The following is a 13437-nucleotide window of genomic DNA, read 5'->3' as shown; positions in this document are numbered from 1 at the left end:
CCTAGAGTGAGCTGATGACAGGACGGGCGATCCTCGTGACCGGTTCCTCCCGCGGCATCGGGCGGGCGATCGCCGCCCGCTTCGCCGCGGACGGCGACCGCGTGGCAGTGCACCACCGCGACTCCGCCGGGCTGGCCGAGCAGCTGGCGGCCGAGCTGCCCGGCGCGGGCCACGTCGTGGTCCAGGCCGACCTGGCGGACCCCGCCGCGGTACGCGCCATGGTCGACGACGCGGCCGCGCGGCTCGGCGGGCTGGACGTGCTGGTCAACAACGCGGGCGTCTTCGGGCCGATGGAGCGACCGCACCCGGTCTTCGGCGGCGGCTACGACGAGTGGCAGGCGACCTGGCGCGACACGTTCGACGTCAACCTGTTCGGCGCGGCGAACGCGGCGTGGGCGGCGGCGCAGCACATGCGCGAGCGCGGCGGCCGGATCGTCAACGTCTCGTCGCGGGGCGCGTTCCGGGGCGAGCCGGGCCAGCCCGCGTACGGCGCCAGCAAGGCGGCGCTGAACTCGATGGCGCAGTCGCTGGCGGTGGCGCTGGCGCCGTACGGGATCGGGGTGGCCTGTGTCGCGCCCGGTTTCGTCGAGACGGACATGACGAACGAGCACCTCAAGTCGGAGCGGGGCGAGGCGGTCCGGGCGCAGAGCCCGTTCAACCGGGTGGCCCGGCCGGCGGAGATCGCGAGCGCGGTGCACTGGCTGGCGTCGAGCGAGGCGGAGTGGGCGTCGGGAACGATCATCGACCTGAACGGCGCCTCGTACCTGCGCACGTAAGATCACCGGAGCCGATTGATGGGAGCGCTTCCATGGACGACCTGCTGGCCCGGTTGACCCTCGAGGAGAAGGTGTCGCTGCTGGGCGGACAGGACTTCTGGTCCCTGCCCGCGATACCGCGGATCGGGCTGCGCTCGCTGGTGATGTCCGACGGCCCGATCGGCGTGCGCGGCACCGGCTGGGCGCCGCAGGACCCGTCGATCGCGCTGCCCAGCCCGACCGCGCTCGCCGCCACCTGGGACACCGAGCTGGCCCGGCGGGCCGGGCGGCTGCTCGGCCAGGAGTCCCGGCGCAAGGGCGTGCATGTGCTGCTCGGCCCGACGGTCAACCTCCAGCGCACCCCGTTCGGCGGGCGGCACTTCGAGTGCTACTCGGAGGATCCGCTGCTCACCGGCGAGATCGGGGCGGGCTTCGTGGAGGGCGTTCAGGAGCACGGCGTCGGCACGACGGTCAAGCACCTGGTGGGCAACGACTTCGAGACCGACCGGATGACCGTCGACGTGCGCATCGACGAGCGGGCGCTGCGGGAGGTCTACCTCGCGCCGTTCGAGCGGATCGTCGCGGCGGGCGGCTGGGGCGTGATGAGCGCGTACAACGGGGTGAACGGGCTGTCGATGGCCTCGAACGGGCGGCTGCAGTCGGAGGTGCTCAAGGGCGAGTGGGGCTTTGACGGCGTCGTGGTCTCCGACTGGCGGGCCGCCCGGTCGACCGTCGGCGCGGCGCTCGGCGGCCTCGATGTCGCCATGCCGGCCCTGGAGAACCCGTGGGGTGACCGGCTGGTCGCGGCCGTGCGCGCCGGCGAGGTGCCCGAGGAGGTCGTGGACGACAAGGTACGCCGGGTGCTGCGGCTGGCCGCCCGCGTCGGCCTGCTCGAGGGCACTCCCCCGGCCGTGCCGACGCCGCCGGCGGACCTGGACGGCGCCGCCGTGGCGCACGAGATCGCGGCCCGCTCCTTCGTGCTGGCCCGCAACGAGCACTTCACGCTGCCGCTGGAGGCGGTGGCGCTGACGAAGGTGGCGGTGATCGGCGCGCTGGCCACGGACGCGCGGGTGCTCGGCGGCGGCAGCGCCCAGGTGACCCCGCCGTACGTGATCTCGCCGCTGGACGGCCTCGGCCGGGCACTGTCCGGAGTGGACGTCGAGTACGCGATCGGCACCGACCCGCGACCGTTCCTGCCGGCGCTGCCGCTGGCCGCCTCGGTCGAGCTGACCGGCGCCGGCTACCGGTTCGGCGTCGAGACCACCGCCGTGCGCTGGATCGGCGACCTGCCCGGCGGTACCGACCCGGCCCGGGTGACCGGCGTGGAGCTGCGCACCACGTTCACGCCGGAGGACGGCGGCGAGCACACGTTCGCGGTGTCCGGCTTCGGCGCCTTCGACCTGTGGGTCGGCGGCGAGCACCGCCAGATCGGCGCCCTGCACCCGCCCGGCGCCACCCGGGGCGACCTGCTGTTGTCGCCGCGCGAGCACCGGGAGGTCGTGTCGCTGAAGGCGGACGAGCCGGTCGAGATCGTGCTGCGGCAGACGATCGAGCCGGGCCTGGCGCACACGGTCAGCGCGACGCTGGGCCACCGCGGCCCGGGCGTCTCCGCGGAGAGCATGATCGCCGAGGCGGTGGAGCTGGCGGCCGAGGCCGACGTGGCGGTCGTCGTGGTGGGCACCACCGAGCAGGTCGAGTCCGAGGGCTTCGACCGCGTCTCGCTCGCGCTGCCGGGCAACCAGGACGAGCTGGTGGCCCGGGTGGCGGCGGTGAACCCCCGCACGATCGTGGTGGTGAACGCCGGCTCGCCGGTGCTGCTGCCGTGGGAGGACGACGTCGCCGCGGTGCTGCTGACCTGGTTCCCGGGCCAGGAGGCGGGCGCGGCGCTCGCCGACGTGCTGCTCGGCGTTCTCGAGCCGGGCGGGCGCCTGCCGACGACGTGGCCGCGCCGCGAGCACGACTGCCCGGTCCCCGCGGTGGCGCCCCGGGACGGCGCGGTCTCCTACGACGAGGGCGTGTTCATCGGCTACCGGGCCTGGCAGCGCTCGGGCAACACGCCCCTGTACGCGTTCGGCCACGGCCTCGGCTACACGACCTGGGAGTACGAGATGCTCGCGGTGTCGGCGACCGAGGCGCTGGTGACGCTGACGAACACCGGCGCCCGCTTCGGCACCGAGATCGTCCAGGTGTACGCGGAGCCGCAGGGCCCGCCGCCGGTCGGCGTCGGCCCGGCCGGGGTGGTGCCCGAGCGCCCGGCCAAGTGGCTGGCCGGCTTCGAGGCGGTGTCGGCCCATCCCGAGGAGACGGTGACCGTGCGGATCCCGCTGCCGCCGCGGACCTGGCAGGTCTGGGACTCCGGCTGGCACACGGTGCCGGGCACGTACGCGGTGACCGCGGCGCACGCGCTCGACGACCCGAGACTGACCGCGACGCTGGAGCTGTAGACACGCCGATGGGCCACGACCGTCCGCCGGTCGTGGCCCATCCGATGCGTTCCGGCGTCAGTCCCGGGTCACGACCAGGTCGAGGCCCTCCGGGTCGTTGGTCCAGGCGACCGTGAAGCCCGGCCACTCGCCCTGCAGCTGCCCGTCGGCGGCGACCGTCGCGTTCATCCGCGAGATCAGCGCGCCAGGTACCTGCAGGGACGTCAGGATGCAGTTCAAATCGGCCTTGTTGAGGCCGTCCGGGCGATCCGTCCCGGCGCCGTCCACTTCCAGTTTGCGGTTGCGGTCGACGATCTTGGTTGCCCTCTTGACCGGGTCGCATTTGGCGATGGCCACGAGGAAGGGGTCCTGCTCGCCGGCGGCGACCGGCGTCTGCTTGTTGCCGCTGTCGTCGAGCAGCTTGGGCACGAAGACGATGCCGGCGGCCACCAGCAGAACGGCGAAGATGATCCAGGGAAGCGGGCTGCGCTTCCGGACGTGCGGTTGCGGCGGGGTCTGGCGAGGGTGCGTCATATGGGTCCTTCGCGTCGGGGGGAGGGGGCGGACGCGCGGTCGAAAGTGTGCGCCCCCACGCGCAGCAAGACAACGATCACGGTGCGAACTGACTAATCGGACGAGTCGACTGTGGAAGTAAGTCTTACCAGACCCCTCAGAGACAATCACAGACAGTTATATATATCACTCGTTGATGATAGTCCGTCACTCTTCGCCGTCAATGATCTATATGTCGTCGAACCCCGTCAATACCCCTGCCGAGATCAAACCCCGATCAGCGCCGGTGCCGCCTTCCGGGCCACAACGGAGTCCAGGATCTCGCCGACCCGGATCGCCGTGTTCGACAGCAACGCCGACGTGATGCCGTGCGTGTGCTCCGTGCCGCCCTGCAGGTAGACGCCGACCCGCAGCCGGGGGTCGGCCACCGCGCGGTAGTCCCGCTCCACCCGCGGCCGGCCCTGGTCGTCGCGTCCGCACAGGTCGCCCAGCTCGCCCAGGATCGCGTACGGGTCGGCCTGGTGGTAACCGGTCGCGCAGACCACGACGTCGGCCGCCAGGCTCGTCGTCTCGCCGGTCACCAGCGACCGGATGCTCGCCACCACCCGGTCCGGGCCGTCGGTCACGTGGGTCATCCGGGACACGTTCAGCATGCGCAGGCGCTGCTTGCCGAGGACCTTCTCCTGGTACGCGCGCCGGTACAGGTCGTCGATCAGGTCGATGTCCACCACGGAGTAGTTCGTGTTGGCGTGGTAGCCCATCAGCTGCCGCTTGACGTCCTCGGGCGCGAGGTAGAAGTCGTCGACCGCGGCCGGGTCGAAGATCCGGTTGGCGAACGAGCTGTCGTCCGCCGGCGAGTAGCCGTACCGGGAGAAGACCGCGCAGACCTCCGCCGTGGGGAACTCCCGGTGCATGGTCGCCACGGCCTCCGCCGCGCTCTGTCCGGCGCCGACCACGACGATGCGGCGCGGATCCGTGCCCTTGAGCTTCGGCAGGTTGTGCAGCAGGTCGCTGGTGTGCCAGACGCGGTCGGACGCCGTGACGCCCTCCGGCAGCCGCGGGCGCAGGCCCGTGCCGACCACCAGGTTCCGGGCCCGGTGCGTGCTCAGCTCGCCGCCCTGGCGGGACAGCACGTCGGCCGCCACCACGTCACCGGCCGCATCGGTCACGGGCGTCACCGAGAGCACCTCGGCGTCGTAGGTGACCTGATCGGCGACCTGCTCCGCCGCCCAGGCGAAGTAGTCGTGGAACTCCACCCGCAGCGGGAACAGGTTCTTGTGGTTGATGAAATCGATCAGCCGGCCCTGGCTGTGCAGGTAGCGCAGGAAGCTGAACTCGCTGGTCGGGTTCCGCAGCGTCACCAGGTCCTTGAGGAAGGAGACCTGCATGGTGGCGTCGTCGAGCAGCATGCCCCGGTGCCAGCCGAAGCCGGCCTGGCGCTCCAGGAACCGCGCCGTCACCTGCCCATCCGGACCCCCCGCGCCGTTGTGCTCGGACACGGCGATGGCCATGGCCAGATTGGACGGGCCGAAGCCGATCCCCACGACATCGAGTTCAGGTTCAGACATGTCCGTCCCCTCAGCGGCGGGGCCGATCTGGCCCCGGATTTCGGTTAGCCTAACCTAAGCGTCTGCAGTGTCGAGTTAGGGAGTGATCCATGCGCGTCGTCATGTTCGGTTTCCAGACCTGGGGGCACCGCACCCTGCAGGCCCTACTGGACTCGGAGCACGATGTGGTCATGGTGGTGACCCATCCGGCCGGCGAGGGCGCCTACGAGAAGGTCTGGTCCGACTCGGTCGCCGACCTGGCGCAGGCCAACGGCGTGCCCGTCCTGCTGCGCGAGCGCCCGGACGACGACGAGCTCTACGAGACCCTCAAGCAGGTCGCGCCGGACGTCATCGTCGCCACCAACTGGCGCACCTGGATCCCGCCGCGCATCTTCAACCTGCCCGCGTTCGGCACGCTCAACGTGCATGACGCGCTGCTTCCCGCGTACGCGGGATTCTCGCCCTTGATCTGGGCCCTGCTCAACGACGAGCCCGAGGTCGGCGTCACCGCGCACATGATGGACGACACGCTGGACGCGGGGCCGATCGTGCTCCAGCGCGCCGTCCCGGTCGGCCCGTCCGACACCACGACCGACCTGTTCGACAAGACCCTCGAGCTGTTCGGGCCGATCACCGTCGACGGCCTCGCCGAGATCGCCCGCGGCGGGCGCGAGTTCGTCCCGCAGGACCGCAGCAAGGCGAGCTTCTTCCACAAGCGCTCGGAGGAGGACATCCGGATCGACTGGACCTGGACCGCCGAGGAGCTCGAGCGGCTGGTCCGGGCGCAGTCGGCGCCGTACCCGCAGGCCTTCTGCTTCCACAAGGGACGGCGCCTGGAGATCATCACCGCGGCCGTCTCGCAGGCGGTGTACGGCGGCACCCCCGGGCGCATCTTCTTCCGCGAGGGCGACGGCGTGGCGATCGTGGCGGGCGCCGAGGCCCGGCGCGGGCGCAGCAAGGCGCTGCTGATCCGCTCGGTGCGCACCGACGAGGGCGTCGAGCTGCCGGCGCAGGAGTACTTCCGGACCATGGGCGGCTACCTCACCAGCCACCCGGACCTCTGACGCGAAAGGCCGCGACCTCCGGGTCGCGGCCTTTTACCTGCGGACTTCAGTGCACCAGGACCTTGCCCGAGATCTGGTCGTCCGCGCCCGGCACCGGCGCCGAGGGGTCCGAGCCGATCTCGATCAGTTCGTTCCGCTCGTTCACGTGTGCGACGCGGGGCACATAGTCGGCCCGCTCGCGCTCGTCGACCTGCTTGAACGACATGATGATGATCAGGTCGCCGACCGAGACCAGCCGGGCCGCCGCGCCGTTGATGCCGATCACGCCGGAGCCCGCCTCACCCTCGATGACGTACGTCACCAGCCGGGCGCCGTTGTCGATGTCGACGACCTGTACCTGCTCGCCCTCGACGAGGTCGGCCGCGTCCATCAGGTTCTTGTCGATGGTGATCGAGCCAACGTAGTGCAGGTCAGCCTGGGTCACGGTGGCCCGATGGATCTTGCCGCCGAGCAGGGTCCGCTGCATGTGTCGTCCTCCGTAGATGGGTTACCGCGAAAAGAATAGGGCCCTGGAGCCGTCGCGGAAGCAAAGGTAGCCTAACCTAACCTTCAGACCGAGCCAACGGACCCCCGATCGAGGAGCCACATAAATGAACCGACGCCTTGGCGGGTGGCGCCGCGCGCTGACCGTCGTCGCCGCCGGCCTTCTTGCCGCCACCACCATCACCGCCTGCTCGTCCGACAAGGACGAGCCCACCACCCCCACGACGGCCGGTTCCGCCACGGCCGCGTTCCCGGTCAGCATCGAGCACAAGTTCGGCTCCACCACGATCGAGAAGCAGCCGCAGCGCGTCGTCACCGTCGGCTGGAACGACCAGGACCCGGTGCTGGCGCTCGGCGTCGTGCCGGTGAGCACCCGCGAGTGGTTCACCGAGTACCCGACCTACCCGTGGGTCAAGGACGCGCTCGGCGGCAAGCAGCTGACCACGTTCTCCGCGGAGCTCAACTTCGAGGCGATCATCAAGCAGCAGCCGGACCTGATCCTGGCGATCTACGAGACGATCAACAAGGAGACGTACGAGAAGCTGTCGCAGATCGCCCCGACGGTCATCCAGTCCTCGGCGTACGCCGACGAGCAGACCCCGTGGGACGTGCAGACCCTGACCACCGGCAAGGCGCTCGGCAAGTCCGCCGAGGCGCAGGCGCTGGTCGACAAGGTCAACGCGAAGATCACCGAGGCGAAGAGCGCGAACCCGCAGTTCGCCGGCAAGACCCTCGTCGTCGACTTCGGCCCGGAGAAGGGCCAGCACTGGCTGATCCCGGCCAAGGACCCGCGCCGCGCGCTGTTCGACGCGCTCGGCTTCGCCGCGCAGACCGAGTCCGAGGACGTCAGCGAGGAGCGCCTCGACCTGCTCGACCGCGACGTGCTGTTCGTCAACGGCGCGACGAAGAAGGACATGCTGGCCTCCCCCGCGTTCAGCCGCCTCAAGGTGACCACCGAGGACCGCACCCTCTACACGTCGTTCTCCACCCCGCTGGGCGGCGCGCTGGCCTACAGCGGCCCGAACGCGCTGCTCTACGCGCTGGAGATCCTGGTGCCGCAGCTGAAGAACGCCACCGACGGCGACAAGGCGACCGCGGTCACCGACCTGTCGAACGCCGCCTGAGGTAATCCGCGAGAACGAGGAGGGGCGGCCCCGGCCGCCCCTCCTCCGCGTGCGCCCACCTGTGATCATGGTCGCCATGACGGGTGACGCGGTGGTGCGGCAGGTGGGCGAGCGGCCCAGGGTCTCGTGGTGGCGGGTGCTGCGGATCCTGCTGGTCGCCGTGTGGGCCGTGTGGGCCGGACTGGCCTGGTGGGCGGCGCCCCGGGAGGCGAGCGCCGCGCAGGCCCGCGCCGATCTGGCGGCCGGGCACGTCACGTCGTACGAGTGGGGCGACGACTGGGAGCACGTCGGCGGATCTGTCCTCCCCGTCGACGTGCGTCTCCGGTCATCCGGCAGCGCCGGCCCGATCTTCCTGTGGCACACCGGCGACGGCCGGACCCACTACACCGTCCTGGACGACGGCGCGACCAGCTACCCGCCGGCCGCCGCGGAGAACGGTCCGGAGTACTCCGGACCGCAGGCACAGGCCCTCGGCCTCGCGGTGCAGGCCTACCAGGACCGGGAAGCGCCCGCCGAGCCACCGACCAAGACGATCATGGCCGGGCTCGCGATCGGCGGGGGCCTGCTCGTCCTCTGGGCGCTCGTCTCGGCGCCGGGACCGGTCATCGGCACCCGGTGGTTCTGGTTCTGGGTGCTCACGGGTGTGCCGCTCGGCCTGGGCCTGCTCGTGTGGCTGGCCCGGGAACGACCGTGGTCGCCGGGGGCCGAACCCCGCGAGAAGCCGTACCGGTGGTACGTCGGCATCGGCCTCGCGTTCCTGAGTGGGCTGCTGATCAGCCTCGCCACCTGGGGCCTGCACAGCCTGTTCGGCGACGCCCTGATCCCGGACCCCGCCTGATCCGGTCGCGCCGGGCCCACCTCCATCGACCGGCGTTGGTACCCTCCCCGGGTGCCGACACCAGACCTCCCCCGACGACGATCCGCGACGGCGCGGCGGGCTCTGACTGCTGCGGCCGCCGTCGTGACCACCCTCGTGGCCGGCTCGGTCGCCGGGATCGCCGCCGCCGAGACCCGCCCGTCCGGCGGGCACGTGGCGGCGGTGGTCTCGGCGGCGGCGACGCGGGCCGCCGCGGCGCGGGGCGCGTCACCGGGCACCTTCCGCGGCAAGGCGTTCGACGCCTGCACAGCGCCGTCGGCGGCACAGATGAAGGCCTGGGCGAAGTCGCCCTACCGGGCCCTGGTGATCTATTTCGGCGGCATCGGCCGCGGCTGCAAGCAGCCCAACCTCACCGCGTCCTGGGTCGTGGCCCGCAAGGCCGCGGGCTGGACGATGATCCCGATCTACGTCGGCCCACAGGCCCCGTGCACGACCACCAAGGCCAAACACAAGATCACGCCGGCCAAGGCCGCCGCCGAGGGCACCGCCGCCGCGTCGGACGCCGTCGCCAAGGCCAAGGCGCTCGGCCTGGGCCGCGACAGCGTGCTCATCTACGACATGGAGAAATACTCCGGGAACGCGACGTGCCGGCAGGCGGTGCTGACCTTCCTCAGCGCCTGGACCGCACGCCTGCACGACCTGGCCTACCTCTCCGGCGTGTACGGCGACGCCGCGACGACCATCTCCGCCCTGGTCAAGGCCCGCGGCACCGCCGGCTTCGTCTCGCCCGACTACGTCGACCTGGCCCGCTGGGACAAGGTGGCCACGCTGACCGACCCCGCCGTCCCGGCCGACCACTGGCCCGGAAGCCGCCGGATGAAGCAGTACCGCGGCCCGCACAAGGAGACGCACGGCGGGGCCACCATCAACATCGACAGCAACTACCTCGACTTCGCGCCGCTGCCGAAAACCCCGTCCGGCGACGTCACCGGCAACGGCTGGTCCGACGTACTGTCCGTGGACGCCACCGGCAACCTCACCGTGTGGCAGGGCAACGGCACGTCCGTGACCGCCCGGCGGATCGACACCGGCTGGCAGGCGATGGACGCGGCGACCCGCCTCGGCGACTTCACCGGCGACGGCCGCGAGGACCTGATCGCCCGCGAACGAGACACCGGCTCGCTGTGGCTCTACCCCGGCACCGGCACGGGGTACGGCACCCGGACGCAGATCGACACGGACTGGGCCGCCCCGCAGGAGATCACCATGGCCGGAGACCTGACCGGCGACGGCCGCGCCGACCTGGTCGCCGTGCAGCCGGACACCGGCCAGCTGCTCCTGCACCCCGGCACCGGAACCGGCCTCGGCACGCCGACCGCCATGGGCACCACCGACTGGCGCGCCATGGACGAGATCACCGGCGTCGGCGACACGGATGGCGACCGCATCGGCGACCTGGTGGCGCGCGTGCGGGAGACCGGGGCGCTCCGCCTCTACTCCGGACACGACCGGACCCTGGAGACCTACCGGGAGATCCATCCGAACGCCGGCACGCTCACCCAGCTGACCGGCGCGGGCGACTTCGACCGCGACGGCACCCGGGACCTACTGGCCATCGACACGATCACGGGAAACCTGTCCCGCTACCCGATCCTGCCCGCCGGGCTAGGCACACCGACACCGGTAGCCCGGAACATGTTCGACCTCGCCCTGCTCTGACCGAGACCGGTCGCCGTCGTTACTCGTTCGCCGCGATCGTCACTCCGAGCGCCTACAGATTTCAAGATTGGCAGCGACGACCCGGGTGAGCTGATGTTCTGGCCCTAACACTCGCCGCGCGTCGGCCAGCAGTTTCTGACACTCGTCGATCGCCTCCCCTATCCGGCCGGCGCCATGGTAGGCGCCGACGAGATTGTTCCGCCCCATCAGCGTGGACGGATGATCCTCACCCAACACCCGCCGCGAATCGGCCAACACGCTCTCGTAGTCGCCGATCGCCTCCCCCACCCGGCCGGCGTCCCGGTAGGCGCCGGCGAGATTGTTCCGCCCCATCAGCGTGTACGGGTGATCCTCACCCAACACCCGCCGCAAGTCGGCCAACACGCTCTCGTAGTCGCCGATCGCCTCTCCCACCCGGCCGGCGTCCTGGTAGGCGGCGGCGAGATTGTTCCGCGCCATCAGCGTGTCCGGATGATCCGCACCCTGCACCCGCCGCAAATCGACCAGCACCGTCTCGTACTCGTCGATCGCCTCCCCCACCCGGCCCACCGCCCGGTAGGCGGCGGCGAGATTGTTCCGCGCCAACAGCGTGTCCGGATGATCCGCACCCTGCACCCGCCGGCGATCGGCCAGCATCTTCTCGTACTCGTCGATCGCCTCGCGCAGCCGGCCAGCCGCCTTGTAGGCAAAGGCGAGATTGTGCCGCGACGCCAGTGTGTCCGGATGATCCTCACTCAGCACCCGCCGCGTATCGGCCAGCACCTTCTCGAATTCGGCGATCGCCGCGTTGGTCTGACCTTGAAACTGCAGGTAGGTCGCCGCCCGGTCCTGGATATCCAGCATGGCGACGAATTGGTGATTGGTGGAAAGGTTGCCGGCCAGGGCGCCGATGTGGGGTAGCAGGGCATTCCACCGCGGCCACCCCTGCACATTGTTGATCGGATCGTCAGGGATCGCGGCGACGAGCAACTGCACGGCCTGTTCCTGCACGGCCTCGGCGGTGTCGGCCACCACTTGGGTGTTGCGGGTGACGGCCTGCACGAGTCGATGGACACCAACGGTCCCTGCCGCACGGCGAATCATGTTGTAGGAAGCCAGCAGTGCCAGCGCGTCGTCGACGTCGGCCGGGTTGTCCGCGAGCGGCAAAAGCACTTCGGCGGGTAGCCCCTCTGGGGCCAGCCACGCCAACACGTCCAACACGTCGAGGGCAAACCGGCTCGTCCGTGCGATCGCGGTCACGGTGACCGTCCACACCGCAGCGACATTCCGGTCGGTCGTCCCGCCTTGCCCGGCGTCCGCGGCCACCCGGCCGAACTCGTCGGACAACAGCTTCCGGTAGCCGTCGAAACTCATCCCGTCGTGCTGGCTGATGTAGGCCGCGGCCTGCTCCAACGCCAGCGGCAGATCCCCCAGCTCAGCGGCGAGCCGTTCCGCGCCACCGGCGTCATCGGCGCAGCCGGTCAGCCGGACCAGCAGATCCACGCCGGCCGGCCGGGTCAGCACCTCCAATCGCAACGGAGTCAACCCGGACCTGGCCCACCGAGCCGCCCCGAGATCGCGGCGAGTGGTCACCAGCACCTGACCACGCTCGCCGATCGCGCCCAGCAGCTCGGTGATGTCGTTGACGTCCTCGACGTTGTCCAACACCAGCAGCCACCCGGCATTCGCCTGCAGCCAGCCCACCGCCCACGTCTGCGCGTCGGCCAGCTTCGCCGCCGGATGCAGCCGGCCGGTCAGCGCCGCCAAACCTAAACCCACGCCCTCGGCGCTGTCGGCGGTGATCCACCACACCAGCGAATACCGCGACAGGTGCTCCCGCGCATAGTGGTTGACCAGCTCGCTCTTGCCGATCCCGCCGAGCCCGTGCACGGCCGCCTGACCCACCACCACCCCCGCGCCACCACCGCCGAGCCGCTCGGCGAGCACCGTCAGGTCACGGCCGACGAACACCGCCGACGCCTGCGGCAGGTTGTGCACCACCGCACCGGCACCGACCGCCTGCGGCGGCGGAAGGCTAACAGCGTCCACGCCGATGTTGGTCTGCGTGTTACCCGATCCGACCTGAAATCCCTGGCTGTTGGTGACCCGGGTCTCGGCGTGCGGCCAGGGCTGGTCGACGCTCACGCGGAGGGCGGCGACGTGAACGTGTTCGTCTGAGTGTTGCCCGAGCCGACCTGAACGCCCTGTCCACCCGAGACCGTCACCGTGTAGCGATCCCCGCCGGCGCCGGCCTGCCCCAGCATCCGCGACAACTCCTCGACCAGCGCCGGCTCCTGCGACAACGCCTTGAGCACCTGCGCCCGCAACACCGCCACCGACGCCTCGTCATCCGGCTGCTCACCGACCTCAACCACCGCAGCCCGCACCTGATCCCCACGGCGTGAGGCGAACAACCGCCGCAGCAACCGCCGCCCCAGACTCACCGTGGCATCCGCGCCCGCATCACCGGCCGCGTCGGCGACCTTCTGCACGACCGCACCGCCGTACACCGCCGCAGCCGCCGTCACATACGGCACAACGTCCTGCGCCATAACCCCAAGATCAACCACAGGTGATCAACTCCTCGCCCAACGTCACCGCCGGTCTACCAGAGTCCCGCAACTCACCCATCCGGCAACCACCCATTCGGATGAAGACCACCGAACCCGGGACCGGCGCGCAAGCGCCCCACCCGCCCGGCAGCTATCTGAGATACGGGCGGTCCATCGTGCCGCCCGGCAGCGCCCAGTTGCCGGAGTCCGCGCGGCGTTGCAGCAGCACCCGGCCGTGTTCGTCGACGACCACTGCGGAGCCGCCGGGCACGAGGCTGTTTTGGCCGTGGGTACGGCGGGATCGCGGTAGTAGTCACGGCGGCCGGTCATCGCGGCTGTCCGCCGGGGTTCGAGACGGTGGTTTGCCAGACCCGCTCGAACTGGTCGGCGAACGAGGCGAAGATCCCCGCCGGGGGCAAGGTCCGGCCGGGTTTGCGGCCACAGGCTGGGTGTCCCTCGCC

Annotated in this window: 12 protein-coding genes; 6 read left to right on the top strand and 6 right to left on the bottom strand. The window is 70.9% G+C overall.

The window, feature by feature from the left end; genetic code table 11:
* Positions 1-14: 14 nt before the first annotated feature.
* Entirely contained in the window at positions 15-776 is a 762-nt protein-coding gene (locus ACIBSW_RS12785; RefSeq protein WP_354720605.1) for an SDR family oxidoreductase, read from the top strand.
* 32 nt (positions 777-808) lie between these two features.
* Positions 809-3199 (top strand): glycoside hydrolase family 3 C-terminal domain-containing protein, encoded by a 2391-nt coding sequence (locus ACIBSW_RS12780; RefSeq protein WP_354720607.1) that lies wholly within the window; start codon positions 809-811, stop codon positions 3197-3199.
* Positions 3200-3256: 57 nt separating this feature from the next.
* Here ACIBSW_RS12780 and ACIBSW_RS12775 read toward each other — a convergent pair whose 3' ends face one another.
* Positions 3257-3712 (bottom strand): hypothetical protein, encoded by a 456-nt coding sequence (locus ACIBSW_RS12775; RefSeq protein WP_354720609.1) that lies wholly within the window; start codon positions 3710-3712, stop codon positions 3257-3259.
* A gap of 245 nt (positions 3713-3957) precedes the next feature.
* The gene (locus tag ACIBSW_RS12770; RefSeq protein WP_354720611.1) at positions 3958-5259 is read right to left on the bottom strand and encodes a lysine N(6)-hydroxylase/L-ornithine N(5)-oxygenase family protein; all 1302 of its coding nucleotides are present in this window, start codon (positions 5257-5259) and stop codon (positions 3958-3960) included.
* Positions 5260-5348: 89 nt separating this feature from the next.
* On the opposite strand from ACIBSW_RS12770, the gene ACIBSW_RS12765 reads away from it, so the two are divergent.
* Positions 5349-6302, top strand: coding sequence for a methionyl-tRNA formyltransferase (locus tag ACIBSW_RS12765; RefSeq protein WP_354720613.1), 954 nt, complete (start codon positions 5349-5351; stop codon positions 6300-6302).
* Between the two features lie 46 nt (positions 6303-6348).
* Here the strand turns inward: ACIBSW_RS12765 and panD are convergent, their stop codons facing one another.
* Positions 6349-6768, bottom strand: a complete 420-nt coding sequence (gene panD, locus ACIBSW_RS12760) for an aspartate 1-decarboxylase (protein ID WP_354720615.1) — start codon at positions 6766-6768, stop codon at positions 6349-6351.
* A 124-nt stretch (positions 6769-6892) separates the two neighbouring features.
* Between panD and ACIBSW_RS12755 the strand changes: the two genes are divergently transcribed.
* From ACIBSW_RS12755 to ACIBSW_RS12745, 3 genes are all read left to right on the top strand, one after another.
* A complete protein-coding gene (locus ACIBSW_RS12755) occupies positions 6893-7909 on the top strand; it encodes an ABC transporter substrate-binding protein (RefSeq protein ID WP_354720617.1) in 1017 nt (338 codons plus the stop codon).
* A 76-nt stretch (positions 7910-7985) separates the two neighbouring features.
* Positions 7986-8747 carry a hypothetical protein gene (locus tag ACIBSW_RS12750; protein WP_354720619.1) on the top strand — a complete coding sequence of 254 codons (762 nt, stop codon included), beginning with the start codon at positions 7986-7988 and terminating at the stop codon, positions 8745-8747.
* Positions 8748-8870: 123 nt separating this feature from the next.
* On the top strand, positions 8871-10445 hold the full coding sequence (locus tag ACIBSW_RS12745; protein ID WP_354720621.1) for a glycoside hydrolase domain-containing protein: 1575 nt from the start codon (positions 8871-8873) through the stop codon (positions 10443-10445).
* Between the two features lie 39 nt (positions 10446-10484).
* Here the strand turns inward: ACIBSW_RS12745 and ACIBSW_RS12740 are convergent, their stop codons facing one another.
* The 3 genes from ACIBSW_RS12740 to ACIBSW_RS12730 all read right to left on the bottom strand — a co-directional run bounded on the left by ACIBSW_RS12740 (position 10485) and on the right by ACIBSW_RS12730 (position 13247).
* Positions 10485-12569 carry a tetratricopeptide repeat protein gene (locus ACIBSW_RS12740; protein WP_354720623.1) on the bottom strand — a complete coding sequence of 695 codons (2085 nt, stop codon included), beginning with the start codon at positions 12567-12569 and terminating at the stop codon, positions 10485-10487.
* On the bottom strand, positions 12566-12976 hold the full coding sequence (locus ACIBSW_RS12735; protein WP_354720625.1) for a hypothetical protein: 411 nt from the start codon (positions 12974-12976) through the stop codon (positions 12566-12568). The genes ACIBSW_RS12740 and ACIBSW_RS12735 overlap by 4 nt, the downstream gene beginning before the upstream one ends.
* A gap of 151 nt (positions 12977-13127) precedes the next feature.
* Complete coding sequence (locus ACIBSW_RS12730) at positions 13128-13247, bottom strand: NUDIX domain-containing protein (protein WP_404799322.1); 120 nt, start codon at positions 13245-13247, stop codon at positions 13128-13130.
* Positions 13248-13437: the final 190 nt, after the last annotated feature.

The organism is Actinoplanes sp. NPDC049668 (genome assembly GCF_044465445.1).
In the GTDB taxonomy this organism is placed as follows: domain Bacteria; phylum Actinomycetota; class Actinomycetes; order Mycobacteriales; family Micromonosporaceae; genus Actinoplanes.
The sequence above is the reverse complement of the archived record's forward strand: the minus strand, read 5'-3'. Positions and strand labels throughout refer to the sequence as shown.